The sequence below is a fragment of the Oceanisphaera arctica genome (assembly GCF_002936955.1).
Classification (GTDB): domain Bacteria; phylum Pseudomonadota; class Gammaproteobacteria; order Enterobacterales; family Aeromonadaceae; genus Oceanimonas; species Oceanimonas arctica.
On sequence record NZ_MPZM01000029.1, the window covers coordinates 1 to 16070 of the forward strand.

The window sequence follows — 16070 nt, forward strand, 5'->3', positions numbered from 1 at the left end:
CTTTTTTAATAAAAACCAACCGACAGGTTGGTTTTTATTCGACATGCTAGATATCACGTCAAATCGGCGGCATTCTGTGCAAATTCGACCAGTGACGGGTAGACGGCTTCCGCCAGCGCTTCCCCTTCAGCAGTAATATCCTTGCCGGTACGCACCAGGATCTTGTGTCCGACGCCCGCCGCCTCGGCGGCCTTCATGTCCGATACCTTGTCACCAACCATATAAGAGTCGGCCAGGTTGATATTCAGCTCCTGAGCGGCCTCCAGAAACATGCCCGGCGCCGGCTTGCGACAGTCGCATACCTGAGTTTCGGGGCCTGAGCCTTCGGTAGGATGATGCGGGCAGAAATAGATGCCATCCAGATCCACTCCCCGGTCGGCCAGAGACCAGTCCATCCATTCGGTCAGGCGGATAAAGTCATCTTCGCTGAACAGGCCACGGGCGATGCCCGACTGGTTGGTGACCACCACCAGTTGATAGCCTTTCTGCTTCAGTTGTTTCATGGCGCCGATCACGCCATCTATAAAGATAAAGTCGTCACTATGGGACACATAGCCGGTGTCCTGATTGATGACACCATCCCGGTCCAGAAAAATTGCCGCTGTAGTCACTAGAAGTTCCTATGGTTTAAGACGCAGTTACAGTCGCAATAATATCACAGCCCGGGGGCGGTTGAGGCAGCCGTTGCCCGCGTTCGATCTCCTGCTGAAAATGACAGGCGACGCTGTGCTCTTCACCGATAAGGGCCGGAACATCGGTAATGCAGCGTTCTCCCACATAAGGACAGCGGGTACGAAAGTGACAGCCGGACGGCGGACTGGCCGGAGAGGGTGGCTCGCCATGCAACACCGTCGGCACCTTGCGATGGCGGGGGTTCGGTTCGGGAATGGCGGCGAGCAAGGCGCGAGTGTAGGGATGCAGGGGCCGACGGTATAACTCTTCGGCAGGCGCCAACTCGACGATTCGCCCCAGATACATGACCGCGATATGATCCGAGATATGTTTTACCACCGACAGATCATGGGCGATAAACAGCATGGCCAGTTGGTATTCCTGCTGCAACGACAGCAACAGGTTGAGGATCTGGGATTGCACCGAAACATCCAGCGCCGACACCGCCTCATCGCAGACCAGCAGCCGTGGTTTGAGCGCCATGGCGCGGGCAATGCCGATGCGTTGCCGCTGACCGCCGGAGAACTCGTGAGGGTAACGGTCCAGCGCCGAGGCCGACAAGCCGACCCGCTCCAGCAGCTCGGCTGCCCATTGCTTGCGTTCTACGGCCGTGCCCAGCCCGTGAATAATGAAAGGCTCCTGCAGTATGGTGCCTATGGTATGACGCCCATTGAGCGACTCTTGGGGATCCTGAAACACCAATTGCATCCGTTGCCGCAGGGGGCGCATCCGGGAGCGGGAGTAATCGGTGATATCCCGCCCTTCAAACAGGATGCGTCCACCACTGGGCTCATGCAGCTTGAGCAGGGTACGGGCCAGGGTCGACTTGCCGCAACCAGACTCCCCCACCAACCCCAGGGTTTTGCCCGCTTCTAGTTCGAAGCTGACCCCATCGACTGCATACAGGGTTTTACCTCGGCGCAACAGGCCGCCGCCCAGGGTAAAGTGCTGTTGCAACTGCTCTATTTTTAACAGTGGGCTCGAAGTTACGTTCGATCGCGGGCTCATGACTGCTTTCGGTAGTTCACTCATCGACGTAACTCCCGCCAGTGATGACACCAGACATGATGCGCTTCCTCTACCCGCTCCATGGCCGGTTGCCGCTGGCAGCGTTCGGTCATATAGGGGCAGCGATTGGCGAAACGACAGCCGGCCTGCTGCTCTTCAAGAGACGGCACCTGGCCCCTGATGGTGGCCAACTCCGTCTTGCCGGGTTGATCAAGGCGAGGAATGGCCGACAGCAGTCCCTTGGTATAAGGGTGCACCGGCCGCTCGAACAGGGTAAATACATCGGCCTGCTCGGCACTGCGGCCCGCATACATCACCAGCACCTGATCGCAGACCTGAGCCACCACGCCCAGATCGTGGGTAATAAAGAGCACCGCCATGCCGGTTCTCTTCTGTAGCTCGCGGATCAGGTGCAGAATTTGCGCCTGTATGGTCACATCCAGCGCCGTGGTAGGCTCGTCACAGATCAGCAAGTCCGGTTCGCAGGCCAGGGCCATGGCGATCATCACTCTTTGTCGCATGCCGCCGGAAAGCTGATGCGGATAGGCTTTCAGCCTCGCTTCCGCTTCCGGTATGCCCACCTGGCGCAGCATCTGCGCCGCCGCCTGTTTTTGCTCTCGCTTGCCAAGCTCGGGTCTGTGCAGTCGATAGACTTCCATCAACTGTCGCCCGACCGTATGCACCGGATTCAGAGCCGTCATGGGCTCCTGAAAGATCATGGCTATCTTGTTGCCACGTACCCGATAGCGTTGCTCGGCCGTCAGCGTGAGTAAGTCCAGCCCCTGAAACAACGCCCGGCCGCCGACCACCTCGCCGGCTGGCCTGGGCAGCAGCCCCAGCAGACTCAACGCCGTCACGCTCTTGCCACAACCGGACTCACCGACCAGGCCCAGGGTCTGGCCCGACATCAGCGAAAAACTGACATCGTCCACCACCCGAAACCGGCCAGCCTCGGTGGTAAAGCTGACGGCCAGGTTCTCTACTTCCAGCAGCCGCTCCATCAGTGCTCCTTCTGCCGCCAGGTTTCATCTATCTCCAATACCGGTTCGAAACTGCGCTTGCCCGCGTTAACTTCCGCCTTCAGCGCCTCATCAATCCAGAACATGCCGCCGGTAGTATGAGGGGCCCCTTCCATCGGCCAGAACAGCGAAGGTGAATGGCGCGTCCCCTTGTTCTCGGGCAGGCGCACATAACGCCAGTAGGCCTCTCGGGTATAGGGCACCTGGTAACCGGGAATAAAGATCGTCAACTCGTGCACTCGTTGCTGTATCTGGCGGGAAATACCGGCCTTGGCATCCAGATCCATGGTCACCCGGTATTGCTCTATCAGGGTATCCAGTTCCGCATCGCTGATGTTGAACAGGTTATTGGTCTGAGGTTGATCCGCGTTCACCGAGTGGAAGAACTCCCAGTACTGGGGATAGAGGCCGCTGCCGCCCCAACCCAGCCAGGCGGCTTCGTGTTTTTTCTCCAGCATCACCTTGAAGCCACTGGCACCGTCCACCAGGTTCAGTTGCAGATCCAGCCCCGCCTTGCGCGCCTCTTCCCGCAGAATAGCCAGCCGGGCGGTATGCTCGGGCGTTGTATAGGTGACCGCCAGGCTGAGCGTATCGCCGGCCGCGTTGAGCAGGATTCCGCCCGGCCCCTGACGGTCATAGCCCGCCTCGGCAAACAGCGTCCGTGCCCGTTCGATATCAAACTCCCGGGCCCGGATATCGGGATCTATGAAGTCGCCATAGCCGGTGCCGAAGGTGTTCATTCGCTCGTAGTCGCCGCGCAATATGGTGTCCAGCATGCGCTGCATGTTGATGGCATGGGCAATACCCCGACGCACCCGCACATCACCGAGCCTGGGGTGAGCGGTATTGAGATGAAAACCCTGAGCGCCGTGCGGAATGTCGTTGTAGAACCAGATGCGATTAATCAGCCCCTTGCGATATTCCGGAGTATCCGTCTTGTCGTGCCACCACTCCGGCAGGATCAGGCCAAAGGTGTCGATGTCGCCACGAAGAAAGTGTCGATAGGCGATATTCATGTCCCGCACCACATTCAGGCGGATCCTGTCCACGTTAAAACGATGCCGGTAATAAGTGAGCTCGTTGCCCCACCAGTCATCCAGTCGCTTGAAGGTAATGGAGCGACCCCGCTTGACGTCATCGATCTCGTAAGCGCCGGTGACGGGCGCCTTGGCCCAGTTATAGCGGCGCACCCAGTCCTCGGTCAGTTCATAGAAATGTCGAGGTTGGGGAGTAAGCCCTACAGTATTGAGTAATTCGCGCCGGCTCTTGGGGCTGCCGGCGGTTACCGAAATGGTGTGCTCGTCGTATTGGGTGATGTCGACAATTTCCTCGGTATAGTAATTGTTGTACCAGGGGGCTCGGATCACTTCGGAGCGCATCATCTCCAGCGCAAACAGAAAGTCGTCGGCTGTCACCGGCTCGCCATCGGACCAGCGGGCGGCGGGGTTAAGCTTGAAATACATGGTTTTATTATCGTTACCGAAGGCCCAGTGGGTCGCCAGCGCCGGTATCGGCTGCTCGGTTTGTGGGTGCAGGGAATAGAGACCGAGCTGATTTTCCAGAATAAAAGAGCGAAATGCCGTGTTGGAGTCCGGCCCCACAGTACGGAAGGTCAACGGAAAGCTCTGCAGGCTGCTGTTGAAGACCCCGCCCCGTTTTGCCTCGGGTGAGGCGAATATCGGATCCTCATTATTGGTCAGCCATTCCAGCTCGTTCGGTAGCTCGGCGGCGTGCAGCGTGAGGGCCAGCATCCAGGTACTCAGTATCGTTATCCATTTTTTCATCGCATTCCCTGCCTATTCATAACGAGAGAAATGTTTGGGGTCGAAGGCTTCTCGAATCGCCTCACCAATAAAAGACACGGTGATCAACACCAGCGACACCGCCGTCACTACCGATGCCACTATCCAGGGCGCATCCAGATGATTAACCCCCTGGCGCAGCAGCTCGCCCCAGCTGGGGGTCGGTGGTGGCAGGCCGAAACCGAGGTAGTCCAGCGCCGTCAGTAAGGAAATATTGGCCACCACGGTAAAAGGAGCCAGCGTCACTATCATCACCAGGGTATTGGGCAGAATATGGTGCACGATAATGCGCCCCAGTCCGGCACCCTGCGCCCGGGCCGCCAGCACGTAATCCCTCACCTTCTCCCGATAGGTCAGGGTGCGCATATACCAGGTGATGCCCATCCAGCCGAACAGCACGTTGATGCCCACAAACAGCATGAAATTCGGTTGGGTCAACGACACCAGTATCATGATGACGTAGAGAAAGGGCACCTGAGACCAGATCTCGATAAAACGCTGAAACAGCAGATCGAACTTGCCGCCGACGAAGCCCATCACGCAGCCCAGCAAGACGCCGATGGCATAACTGGCGGTCAGCGCGATAAAGGCAAACCCCACGGCGGTACGAAAGCCGTATACCAGCCGGGCCAGAATATCCCGGCCCGAATTGTCGGTACCGAGATAATGCCGGTGCTCCAGACTGGGGGCGTTGGGCGGATAACTGCCGCTGCTGTAGTCCTGCTCATAAGGACTCCAGGGCACAAGCGGCAACAGTACCCAGTTATCGGGCTGTTCGGCTCCGGCTTGTTCGGCAAGCAGGGTTTTCAGCTCCCGGTAATTGGTTTCGTACTGATAGCCGAGACCGAAGGTGTCGCCGGTGATCACGGCGCCATAGGTGGGAAAATAGAGTTGGCCTTCGTATTTGACCAACAGCGCCCGGTTGCTGGCCCAAAGCTCGGCGGCCAGCGCCAGCAGCACCATCAGCATAAACAGACAAAAAGCGTAGTAGCCGCGGCGTATGCTGCGAAAGCGACGCAGCTTCTTGTGAGTAAGATCGGAGAACAGTCTAACCATCGAAGCGCACCCTCGGATCCACCATCGCCACGCAGATATCCGACAGTATATTGCCCACCAGCATCAGCAGCGAGGTCACCGCCAGTATCCCCATCACCACCGGATAATCCCGCTCAACGATGGCCTCGTAACCGAGCAGCCCCAGGCCGTCGATATTGAAAATTACCTCGATCAGGAAGGAGCCGGCAAAAAACACCGAGATCACGTTACCGAAGTGGCTGGCGATGGGGATCATGCTGTTGCGCAAGGCATGGCCGGTCACCGCCTTGTGAAACGGCAGCCCTTTGGCCACGGCGGTACGCACGTAATCCGCCGACAGGTTTTCCATCAGGCTGTTTTTCATGGTCATGGTCAAGACCGCAAAATCGCCGATGGCATAGGCAATCAGCGGCAACAGCGCATGGTGAAACAGGTTGAAGACTTTGGGCCAGAAGCCCTCGAGGTAATAGAAGTCGTCGCCGACGAAGCCCCCCATCGGAAACCAGCCGAGTTGAAAGGAGAACACGGTGAGCAGGAAGATACCGACCACATAGGCCGGCAACGCATAACCGGCGTAAATCAACATGGAGCTGATACTGTCGAAGCGGCTGTTGTGTTTCAGTGCCTTGAGAATGCCGAGCGGAATGGACACCAGATAACTGAGCAAGAAGGTACAGATGCCGAAGAAGGCGGAGATAGGGAGTCGCTCCTGAATAAGCTCCCACACCGGCAGGTAGTAACGGGTCGACTCGCCCAGATCCAGCCGTACCAGCTTGCCCAGCCAATCCCGGTAGGCTTCGAATACAGGTTTGTCGAGACCGTAGAAGGCCTTCAGCTCTTCAATTTGCTCGGACGACAACATCTGACTGCCGCGAGAGCTCTGGCTGAATTCACTGCTTGCGAGCTGACTTTCCATCAGCATGCGCTCCACCGGTCCACCCGGCACGAAACGGGTGATGGCGAACACCACCAGGGTGATGCCCAGGAAAGTGGGTAACAGCAACAATAACCGACGCAGAAAATACTGGCCCATGGTTTTCCCTTAAGTTCGTTCCCTGAACACGGCCCGGCCGAGTCTAATTATCACCCTATCCCATGAACCGACGACTTAGCAAGAAAGATACCGGCCCCGCCCCTCCTGTCCTTGGGGGAAATTTACGTTGACTTGGACGTCCAGACGGCCTAGCATCCACTGCTATTAGCCATGCTTGCATGACTTGTATCTACACTCATCTGTTAAAGCAGTGAATAACCATACCGGAAAGGCTCATCCTCCGATGATAAAGCTAACCAATATCAGTAAACGCTACGGTGAAGGTGACGCCGCCGTCCACGCCGTCAGAAACATCGACCTGGAAGTTGCCGCCGGCCAGATCATGGGCGTCATCGGTGAATCCGGTGCCGGCAAGAGCACCCTGATCCGCTGCGTCAACATGCTGGAACGCCCAACCGAAGGTGGCGTCTTCGTCGACGGCCAGGACCTGACCCGGCTCAACAACGGCGAACTGCCCCGCGCCCGTCGTAACATCGGCATGATTTTTCAGCATTTCAACCTGCTGTCCTCCCGTACCGTATTCGCCAACGTGGCCCTGCCGCTGGAGCTGGCGGGCATGGACAAGGCCGCCATCAAGCAGCGCGTGAATGAGCTGCTGGAGCTGGTGGGGCTGTCACACAGAGCCAACGCTTATCCGAAAGAGTTGTCTGGCGGCCAGAAGCAAAGGGTCGCCATAGCGCGTGCCCTGGCGCCAAAGCCCAAGGTACTGCTGTGTGACGAAGCCACCTCGGCGCTGGATCCGCAAACCACCCAGTCCATTCTCGGCCTGCTGAAAGACATCAACCGCACCCTGGGTCTGACCATACTGCTGATCACCCACGAGATGCATGTGGTCAAGAGTATCTGCGACCGGGTCGCCATTATCAATGATGGCGAGCTTGTCGAGCAGGGCGACGTCGCCTGGTTTTTCGCCAACGCCAAAACCGAACTGGCCCGGCGCTTCATTTCCTCCACCATTAACCTGGACATTCCGGAGGAATATCAGCAACGGCTGTCGGCCGAGCCGCTCACCGGCGCCCTGCCACTGGTCCGACTCGGCTTTACCGGCGAAACCGTGGACACCCCGCTGATCTCTATTCTAAGCCGGGATCTCGGCGTCGACGTGACCATTCTCAGCGCCGATATCGAATATGCGGGCGGCGTCAAATTCGGCTTCATGCTGGCCGAGCTGGACGGACAACCAGCACAGACTCAGGCCGCACTGGCTTATCTTCAGGACCATAAAATTCAGGTGGAGTTACTCGGTTATGTCCGACGCCATGATTAATCTGCTGTTATCCGCCCTGTGGGAAACCCTGATCATGACCTTTGGCTCGGGCATCATCGCCTGTGCCTTGGGTATTCCGCTGGGGATAGCGCTGCACGTCAGCAAGCCCGGTCAAATCTGGGAAAACAGCTCCTTCAACAAGATACTGGGTACCGTCGTCAACATCGGCCGCTCCATTCCCTTTATCATACTGCTGGTGGCCATTATTCCCTTTACCCGTATGGTGGTCGGCACCAGTATCGGCACCGTCGCCGCCGTGGTCCCCCTGACCGTGGCCGCCATTCCCTTCGTGGCGCGGCTGATGGAAGGCGCCCTGATGGAAATCCCGGCAGGCCTGGTGGAAGCGGCTCAGGCCATGGGTGCCCGCCGTCTGCAAATAGTAACGAAAGTATTGCTGCCCGAGGCCCTGCCCGGCATGCTCAATGGCATTATCATCACCCTGGTGACGCTGGTGAACTATTCCGCCATGGCCGGTGCCATCGGTGGAGGCGGCCTGGGTGATGTGGGAATTCGTTACGGTTATCAGCGCTTCGATCCTCAGATCATGCTGATTACCGTGGTGATGCTGGTGGTACTGGTACAAATCATTCAAAGCGCCGGCGAACGTCTGGTCGCTCGTGTAGATCATCGTTGATTAAAAAGGAGTTACCCGATGAAGTTAGGTTTTAAATCTTTTGCGACCCTGAGTGTACTGGCCTCTGCTCTGGCCCTGGCCGGCTGTGGTGAACAAGCCAAAGACACCGCCGAAGAAGCCGCCGCCAAGCCCCTGCGTCTGGGTGTGATTGCCGGTGCCGAAGAGCAAGTGGCAGAAGTCGCCGTCAAGGTGGCCAAAGAGCAATACAACCTGGATGTAGAGCTGGTGTCATTCAGCGACTACGTGACGCCCAACGTGGCTCTGAACGATGGCAGCCTGGACATCAACGCCTTCCAGCACCAGCCTTATCTCGACAAGCAGATTGAAGATCGCGGCTATGATCTGGTGGCCGTGGGCAGTACCTTCGTCTACCCCATCGCCGCCTACTCCAAGGTCATCAAGTCACTGGACGAGCTGGCCGATGGTGCCAAGGTTGCGGTACCGAACGATCCGACCAACCTGGGCCGTACCCTGCTACTGCTGGAGCAACAGGGCCTGATCGAAGTCGATGATGCAGTGGGTCTGGAAGCCACTACCCTGAACATCACCGCCAACCCGAAAGAGCTGAAAATCATCGAGCTGGAAGCGCCTCAGCTGCCCCGCTCGCTGGACGATGTGGCCTTTTCAGTGATCAACACCACCTACGCCTCTCAAATCGATCTGCTGCCCGGTCGGGACAGCCTGTTCGTGGAAGACAAGGAATCTCCTTACGTGAACCTGATTGTCGCCCGCAAAGACAACCAGGACGACGAACGAGTGCAGACCTTCGTCAAGGCCTATCAGAGCGAAGAGGTCTATCAGGCCGCGCTTGAGCTGTTCAAGGGCGGCGTCGTCAAAGGCTGGTAAACCCGGATCACAAACAGTTTAAGGTCACGGCTTGCCGTGGCCTTTTTTCGTTGTGCTGTCATAATAACGAATCAAACCGAGCTTTAGGGATATTGTATGCAGAGATGGTATCTGGCGCATTGCCGTCCCCGGGAAGAAGAGAGGGCGCTGCTAAACCTGAACAATCAGGATATAGAGGCTTTTTACCCTTACGCCGAGGTCAAGAAGCTCCGCCGGCGCAAAGTCGTGGTTCTGACCGAAGCCCTGTTTCCCGGTTATATCTTCGTGCGTGCCGATCTGACCGTGACCAGCTCTGTCACCATCAGTTCTACCCGAGGCGTGCGCAACCTGGTGCGCTTTGGCGGTGGCCCCTGCGAAGTACCCGCAGAGGTGGTCTATGACCTCATGTGTCACTGCGACAGCGATGAGCTCAGAGAAAAACTGAGCGACGTTCCCCGCAGCGGTGACAAGGTTCGTATCACGGAAGGCCCCTTCGCCGGGCTGGAAGCGATTTATCAGGAAGCCGACGGCGAGACCCGCGGCATACTGCTGCTGACAATGCTGCAGAAGGCGATTCCGACCAGCTTCGCCAACGACGAATTTACCCGGCTGTAAAAAGTGAGGAGTGATACCAAACAGGACTCTAGAATCCAGCTTCGAAACCCACTCATGTAAAAAGTGAGGAGTGATACCAAACAGATTAAATAGCTGATCTATTTGGTTGCTCTACAAAGGTCGGACAAATGGCCAGCTCCTCCGACACGCCGTGAATACCTCCATGTAGGCTCCACCGCACCATCCTTGGCGCGGAGGGTCGGCGGAGCAGATCCCTCTATCCTCCCTGATGCCAAGGAGTTGCCTGTTGGCATCGTCTACAGATAACTCGGTGTTCAAGAAGAGGCAACAGAGATCGACTACCACGACCGTGAAATGCCATGGACGGCATTGCCCGAGCCCTCAGGGATGAGTTTATGGCGTGTCGTGGGAGGCGGCTGTGTTGCCTCTGATCTCGGGTTTAAAAATGATCAGATATTTATTCAAATTGGTATTACTCCTCACTCTTTACCCCTCACTCTTCTCGATTTGATTACCGGTGTTCCAGCACCATCACCTTGTGATGCTGCAGCGGCCGATAACGGTCATAGCGCGGTTTCTCCATCAGGCTTTCCCACCACTGCCCCGGCGCCATCCCCAGCGGCAGGTCTATCCCTAACCGAAACCTGGACTCGAATTTGTCTTGGCTGTTGCTCAACAGCGAGCTCTGCAAGCGAAATATCCGCCAGGGCGAGTAATTGAGGGACCACTGCCGGGACAAGGCTGCCTTGTATTTATCCCCACTGCCGTACAGGCTGAGTTGTCGCCCCTGCCATTGATAATACCGCCCCGACACACTCAAACCCGGCACAAACCCCAGTCGCCCTTCACCAAACCACAGTCGTCCGGATGCCGGACGTTCCAGCCGACCTGCTTGCTGCTGCCAGCCGGACAGGGCTCGATATTGCCCCGCCCCAAAGGTCCAGTCTCTATGGTTCAAAAACATCAACAGGCCGCCACGGCGATGCTCCCAGGTGGCCTGATAATCCATCACCGGCTCGAGATGGCCGCTGATCTCGTCGGTAAAGGCTTGTTCGAAATGCAGCCCGGCCTGATAGGTCAGTCGTTCGTCTCTGTAATCCAGCCCCAGCTCTCCCTGCCAATGAGGCATGACCGGCAGCGCCATACGGCTGCTGAGCAGGGGTTCTTTATCGAATAATGGCAGCTGATAATCCCAGTTCCATTGCTCGGGATTGAGCCAGGGCAGCTCGCTTAACTGGCGGGAGCCAAACAGCAGAGTATCATCGGCCAGGGAGGTGCCTTGCTGCTCCACGAATTGATCCAGCTGATCGGTCGCCGCCGCCCTGGCGGCCGTGGCAATGGTAAGCAGTATGCGGTCAGTTTTTGGTGCCAGGTCGGGATCGGGTGGCCCCAGCCGAGGTAGCTCGACCGGGGTGTTGATGACCACCGGCATGCTCGGCCGAGATGATGTGGTCGCGGTGCGGCTGGCCACCGGCATCTTGGGTTGGGCCGCTGGTTTTTTAGCGGTCAGGGTCGGGGGCAAGGGCGGCCGGTCCGGCACCCAAATCCAGTCACCGGTAGCCAGTGGCGCCATGAAGCGTTCGTTATTGAAGTTCAGCCGTAACTGGCGTTCGGTCAGCTGAAAACGTGCCGCCAGTGAGAGCCTGTTTTCACCGGGCAACACCTGGTGCATCACCATCAAGGAGCCTGAGGCCCGCGCCAGCATGCTGAAGCAGAGCGACATCAATAATAGGAAATAACGCATGCAGACGGCTCCGGCTACACCTGACAGAGCAAAGAGGCCACCTCTCTGCAGCAAGCGGGATAGCGACAATATCAACCTTGGTTATCGAACTTTGGCTATAAAACCAAGGGCTATCGGATCTCAGCCCTGAAAGCCACACAAGAGGCGATACTCTTCCAATACATAAGTGTCCGTCATGCCACTGACAAAATCCAGCAGCAGCCGGACCCGGAAGTACCATTCCCGCTCCCGCTCGCTTTCGAAGAAAGCGGCATTGCGACTGTCCCGCCGATATGCCGCCAGATGGCGCGGCGGCAGGCGATGATAGAGCCTGCGCAACACCAGGCCCTTGGCATCCTGCCGGCTTTCGAGGCTGGTGAACTCCCGCTCCGGCAGCGCCAGCAGTGGAGCAAAGGCTTCCAGTACGCCCTTGAGTGCGGCAAAACCCGACAGCTCCAGCGCCTCTACCTCGCGACGGTTGAATACCCGCCGGTGGGCGAAGTCTTTCAGCCATTGCAGGGCCTGAGCCGGCTCCTGCTCTACCGCCAGCAGGGCGCCGTCATGACTGCCCTCGAGAATGGCCTTATGATGAAGCAGGTACTGCTCGCTGACCAGAATGAGCAAATCATCGTTAATCGCCTGGCGAAAACGACTGAAAAAGCCGGGCTCGCCCACCTTTGCCTGCTGCCAGCAGTTTTTCAGGTAATCATTCGCTTCGCTCAGCAGCGCCAGCTCCAGCTCCGCCAGGCTCAGCACGCCCCGGTCGACGGCGTCTTCCAGATCCGCCACCCCATAAGCCATGTCGTCGGCCGCCTCCATCAGAAAGGCCAGCGGATAACGTCCCCGAGTGGTGGTCGGAAAGCGTGCCCTTATCTGTTGCACCAGAGAACGTTCGCTGAAAAAATGCCCCGGCTTCTGTTGCCAGCGCCCGCCGGTCTTGCGCTGGTAGGCACCGCGCACGTACTTTTGTAGGGCCGCCAGCTGGCTCAGGGTCAGGTTCAATCCCTGCAGGCTGTGCAACAGCCGTAGACTCTGGGCGTTGCCTTCGAATTGCTGCAGATCCGCCATCAGCATGGGCCACTGCCGGGAGCTCTTGCCCACCGCCTGCTTGAACAGCGACGGCAACCGGGTACCGAGCCAGTCGATCATCACCACTTCGCCAAAGTGCCCGAACGGCGGATTGCCGACGTCGTGCAGCAGGCAGGCCATCTCCACCAGACTAACGAAAGCCTCCTTGTCGACCTCCTGCCCCATGCTGGTCAGCACCCTCAACGCCAGCTGGCGGCCGGTTTCCTTCACCTCCAGCGAATGAGTCAGCCGGCTGCGCACCGAGGCCTTGACGTCCAGCGGGAATACCTGGGTTTTTTGCTGCAGCCGCCGCACCGGCGAACACTGGACGATGCGGCTGCGATCCGCCTCTATCGCGGCCAGCGCCGTTTCCGGCTCCGCATCATCAGGCCCCGGAAGCTGACGCTCGCTCAGGATAAGAGCCTTATAATCGCTCATACCCGGCTCTCCAGCCACCGGCGCAGTATCACCAGATCCGCAGGTAACAAGGCGTTTAGTTCATTCACCCAGGCATCCAGCTGTTGCCACCAGTCGGGCAGCTCCGGACTCTGGATCTGCTGTGCCAGCAGCTGCACCCGCTTCAACCCGACCGAGCCGGCTGCGCCCTTGATCTTGTGGGCTTCCTCGACGATGCCGTCCTTGTCCTTCTCCGTCATAAAGCCATTCAGCTTGCTCAGGTAATCCCCCGCCATCTCGTCGAGCATATCGACGCTAGATAACAGGATGGCGGCGCCTACCGTGTCCACATAGTCGGTCAGGAACAGCGTATCCAATACTTGCTGCTCATCGGCGTGAGCCTCGGTGCCGGTTGCAATGGCGAGACTGGCTATCACGGGAGCGGCCACCGCCCGGGATTTTGCCTGGGGCTGGGGTCTGTGAGCGAAGAACCGGGCCAGTACGCCCTTGATGGCCTTGGAAGACAAGGGCTTGCTGATGGCATCGTCCATGCCCTTGGCCAGATATTCCTCCTTGTCGCTGATCACATTGGCGGTCAGGGCCACCAGTGGTGGCAGGCTCTTCGACTGCTCTCGCGCCTCTTCCCGCAGCCGGGAGGCAATATCGAAGCCGGTCATGTCCGGCAGCTGGATATCGAGGAACACCAGATCGAAGGGCATCTGCGCCAACCAGGCAAACGCCTCGCCTCCATCCCGGGCCACGGTCACCTTGTGGCCCAGCTTTTCCAGCAGGGCACAGGCAACGGTGACGTTGAGCTCCACATCCTCGACCAGCAACACCGACAGCGGCGGCAGATGCGCCACCACAGGGTCGTCTACCGGCGCCTGAGTTCTCGGCACCTTGATGGTAATGCTGAAGCAGGAGCCCTCTTCGGGTTCGCTGTCCAGCTCTATGGTGCCGTGCATGGCATCCACTAGCTGCTGCGACACCGCCAGGCCGATGCCGGTTCCGGTGGCGTGCTTGTTGCCTTCAATCTGGAAATAGAGCGCAAAAATTTTCTGCTGCAGCTCGGTCGGAATGCCGATGCCTGTGTCTTCGATATCGAAACGCAAGGTCACTTCGCCCGGGGTCAGTTCGTCGGCCATGCAGCGGATGGTGACGCCGCCGTCATCGGTGAACTTGACCGCGTTGCCGACCAGGTTCCACAGCACCTGCCGCAAACGGGTGCCGTCGGCCATAATCCAGTCGGGGATGTCGCCATCCCGATCGAAGTGCAGATAAAGCCCTTTCTGCTCGGCCTGCAGCCGGGCCAGGCTTTCCAGATCATCCAGAAACCCGGGGAAGTCCATCGGCTCGGGGGCCAGCTCCAGTCGACTGCGGTCCACCTTGTCCAGATCGATGATGTCGTTGAAGATATTACCCAGGGTCACAGCGCTGAAGTGAATGGTCTTGAGGTGCTGTCGCTGTTCCTGATCCAGCCTGGTGGCCAGCAGAATGCGACTCAGGCCGACGATGCCGTTCAGCGGCGTGCGCAATTCATGGCTGATAGTGGAGATAAAGGTGGTCTTGTCACGGCTGGCTTTTTCCAGCTCCTCCTGATAGCGCTTGCGCTCGGTAATGTCCCGGCCGAAGCCCAGCAGTCCCAGACGCTTGCCGTTGCGATCGAAGAAGGGCACCTTACGCAGCTCGAAGCAGGCCCGGCGGCCATCCGGATATTGCAGCCACTGCTCGTAAGTCTGGGTTTCATTGCGGGAGAACACTTCCTTGTCGGTTTCCACCACCTTCTCGGCCACGTCTGCCGGATACACATCGAAGGGGGTCAGTCCGATCAGTTCTTTTTCCTGGCGGCCGATCAGGTTTTCCATGGCTCGGTTACAGCCGGAGAACTCTTCCAGCTCGTTGCGGTAATACACCAGATCCGGCGAGGTATCGATAAAGGAACGCAACAGGGCGGAGCGTTCCTGAGATTCCATCTGTGCCTTCTCCCGCTGGTAGACTTCCGCTTCCAGATCCTCAATGGCTTGCTGGCGCGCGGTTTCCGCCTTGTGGGTTTCTTCTATCTGGCGATTGAGCAGCTCTATTTTTTCCTGCAACTCGCTGTTGAGCTCCAGATCCCGCTCGCGCATCTGCTGCAGCCGCTGCACCAGTCGGCTGAGGCGCTGGCGGGAATCTTCCAGCTGATCCACCACCACCGACAGAAAGTACACCGCCCAGGGTGTGACCAACAGTCCGAAAAAGACGGATCGAACCATATCAATGGATTCGACCGTTCCTCTGAGAAACAGCGTCACTCCCACCTGAATAAAGATGGCCAGCAATATGATACAGGCGGCCAGCAACATGCTGAAACGCACTATGCCCAGCTTGGTCATCAGATCAACATAGTACTGAGCCCATGTTTTTATGGGTTTCATCGGTTATTCCCGTCAACAACAGTATAAAAGCAGGATACCGGCTTAGTCGCGGGCTGTCATGCCGATGATAAAGCGTCCTTGTCGGCGCCAGAACAGATACTTACGGAACCTTCTATTCGTGCGTAATTTTACATCAAATGGACTCTGCCTCGTTTGGCAAAACATCAAAACTGAAACCTTATGCGATAAAAATGAATTTATAATCCCATAATAATAAAGGAATTTCGCAAAAACTGCCGTCATGGTCATTTTCAAGACAGATAAAAATGAGATCTACCTCAAAGTTTCCCCTTGCAATGTAGTAAAAAAACAACAAAAAACATTCAACTTTACATTATGCTGCAAGCATCAAAATGGAAGCATAAAGAACCAACTAAAAATCAAAAATTAAGATTTATAGCCAAACATCTGGGTTTTACGTTGAAATATCCTACTTTACCCCGAGATAAACAGCGACTTCTCTCTTTATTGCTTTAATTGACCTCACAAAAAAATCCATATATTTTGGTAAATTAGCCACCAATGGCAACGGACGCTTCAGAGCATGTCGTGCTGACAAGAGTAGTCGCTCGGCCCA

General features: G+C 57.4%; 13 protein-coding genes. 4 read left to right on the top strand and 9 right to left on the bottom strand.

Going from position 1 to position 16070, the window contains the following annotated elements:
• Positions 1-53: 53 nt before the first annotated feature.
• The 6 genes from gmhB to UN63_RS12055 are packed head-to-tail and all read right to left on the bottom strand — an operon-like array spanning position 54 to position 6569.
• Entirely contained in the window at positions 54-611 is a 558-nt protein-coding gene (gene gmhB / locus UN63_RS12030; RefSeq protein ID WP_104486996.1) for a D-glycero-beta-D-manno-heptose 1,7-bisphosphate 7-phosphatase, read from the bottom strand.
• A 16-nt stretch (positions 612-627) separates the two neighbouring features.
• Positions 628-1680 carry an ABC transporter ATP-binding protein gene (locus tag UN63_RS12035; RefSeq protein ID WP_104487022.1) on the bottom strand — a complete coding sequence of 351 codons (1053 nt, stop codon included), beginning with the start codon at positions 1678-1680 and terminating at the stop codon, positions 628-630.
• A 20-nt stretch (positions 1681-1700) separates the two neighbouring features.
• The gene (locus UN63_RS12040) at positions 1701-2681 is read right to left on the bottom strand and encodes an ABC transporter ATP-binding protein (protein WP_104486997.1); all 981 of its coding nucleotides are present in this window, start codon (positions 2679-2681) and stop codon (positions 1701-1703) included.
• Positions 2681-4483: an extracellular solute-binding protein gene (locus UN63_RS12045; protein WP_104486998.1), complete on the bottom strand. Its 1803-nt coding sequence runs from the start codon at positions 4481-4483 to the stop codon at positions 2681-2683. The genes UN63_RS12040 and UN63_RS12045 overlap by 1 nt, the downstream gene beginning before the upstream one ends.
• Before the next feature lie 12 nt (positions 4484-4495).
• Entirely contained in the window at positions 4496-5557 is a 1062-nt protein-coding gene (locus UN63_RS12050; protein ID WP_104486999.1) for an ABC transporter permease, read from the bottom strand.
• Positions 5550-6569 (bottom strand): ABC transporter permease subunit, encoded by a 1020-nt coding sequence (locus UN63_RS12055; protein WP_104487000.1) that lies wholly within the window; start codon positions 6567-6569, stop codon positions 5550-5552. Before UN63_RS12055 ends, UN63_RS12050 begins: the two co-directional genes overlap by 8 nt.
• 244 nt (positions 6570-6813) lie before the next feature.
• Here UN63_RS12055 and metN point away from each other — a divergent pair, with 244 nt between their 5' ends.
• The 4 genes from metN to rfaH all read left to right on the top strand — a co-directional run bounded on the left by metN (position 6814) and on the right by rfaH (position 9931).
• Positions 6814-7857, top strand: a complete 1044-nt coding sequence (gene metN, locus UN63_RS12060) for a methionine ABC transporter ATP-binding protein MetN (protein ID WP_104487001.1) — start codon at positions 6814-6816, stop codon at positions 7855-7857.
• Positions 7838-8491: a methionine ABC transporter permease gene (locus UN63_RS12065; protein ID WP_104487002.1), complete on the top strand. Its 654-nt coding sequence runs from the start codon at positions 7838-7840 to the stop codon at positions 8489-8491. Before metN ends, UN63_RS12065 begins: the two co-directional genes overlap by 20 nt.
• Positions 8492-8509: 18 nt before the next feature.
• Entirely contained in the window at positions 8510-9337 is an 828-nt protein-coding gene (gene metQ / locus UN63_RS12070; RefSeq protein ID WP_104487003.1) for a methionine ABC transporter substrate-binding lipoprotein MetQ, read from the top strand.
• A gap of 96 nt (positions 9338-9433) precedes the next feature.
• Complete coding sequence (rfaH, locus tag UN63_RS12075; RefSeq protein WP_104487004.1) at positions 9434-9931, top strand: transcription/translation regulatory transformer protein RfaH; 498 nt, start codon at positions 9434-9436, stop codon at positions 9929-9931.
• 472 nt (positions 9932-10403) lie between these two features.
• On the opposite strand, the gene UN63_RS12080 is transcribed toward rfaH, so the two are convergent.
• From UN63_RS12080 to arcB, 3 genes are all read right to left on the bottom strand, one after another.
• A complete protein-coding gene (locus UN63_RS12080) occupies positions 10404-11636 on the bottom strand; it encodes an inverse autotransporter beta domain-containing protein (protein WP_104487005.1) in 1233 nt (410 codons plus the stop codon).
• Between the two features lie 120 nt (positions 11637-11756).
• Positions 11757-13121, bottom strand: coding sequence for a dGTPase (gene dgt / locus UN63_RS12085; RefSeq protein WP_104487006.1), 1365 nt, complete (start codon positions 13119-13121; stop codon positions 11757-11759).
• Complete coding sequence (gene arcB, locus UN63_RS12090; RefSeq protein ID WP_104487007.1) at positions 13118-15493, bottom strand: aerobic respiration two-component sensor histidine kinase ArcB; 2376 nt, start codon at positions 15491-15493, stop codon at positions 13118-13120. Before arcB ends, dgt begins: the two co-directional genes overlap by 4 nt.
• Between the last annotated feature and the right edge of the window lie 577 nt (positions 15494-16070).

Bases quoted from the DNA above. Each gene is read 5' to 3' on its own strand.
- UN63_RS12045 (WP_104486998.1), bottom strand. From the start codon at position 4,483: ATGAAAAAATGGATAACGATACTGAGTACCTGGATGCTGGCCCTCACG.
- UN63_RS12050 (WP_104486999.1), bottom strand. From the start codon at position 5,557: ATGGTTAGACTGTTCTCCGATCTTACTCACAAGAAGCTGCGTCGCTTT.
- UN63_RS12080 (WP_104487005.1), bottom strand. From the start codon at position 11,636: ATGCGTTATTTCCTATTATTGATGTCGCTCTGCTTCAGCATGCTGGCG.
- rfaH (WP_104487004.1), top strand. From the start codon at position 9,434: ATGCAGAGATGGTATCTGGCGCATTGCCGTCCCCGGGAAGAAGAGAGG.
- UN63_RS12065 (WP_104487002.1), top strand. From the start codon at position 7,838: ATGTCCGACGCCATGATTAATCTGCTGTTATCCGCCCTGTGGGAAACC.
- UN63_RS12035 (WP_104487022.1), bottom strand. From the start codon at position 1,680: ATGAGCCCGCGATCGAACGTAACTTCGAGCCCACTGTTAAAAATAGAG.
- UN63_RS12055 (WP_104487000.1), bottom strand. From the start codon at position 6,569: ATGGGCCAGTATTTTCTGCGTCGGTTATTGTTGCTGTTACCCACTTTC.
- metN (WP_104487001.1), top strand. From the start codon at position 6,814: ATGATAAAGCTAACCAATATCAGTAAACGCTACGGTGAAGGTGACGCC.
- dgt (WP_104487006.1), bottom strand. From the start codon at position 13,121: ATGAGCGATTATAAGGCTCTTATCCTGAGCGAGCGTCAGCTTCCGGGG.
- arcB (WP_104487007.1), bottom strand. From the start codon at position 15,493: ATGAAACCCATAAAAACATGGGCTCAGTACTATGTTGATCTGATGACC.
- UN63_RS12040 (WP_104486997.1), bottom strand. From the start codon at position 2,681: ATGGAGCGGCTGCTGGAAGTAGAGAACCTGGCCGTCAGCTTTACCACC.
- metQ (WP_104487003.1), top strand. From the start codon at position 8,510: ATGAAGTTAGGTTTTAAATCTTTTGCGACCCTGAGTGTACTGGCCTCT.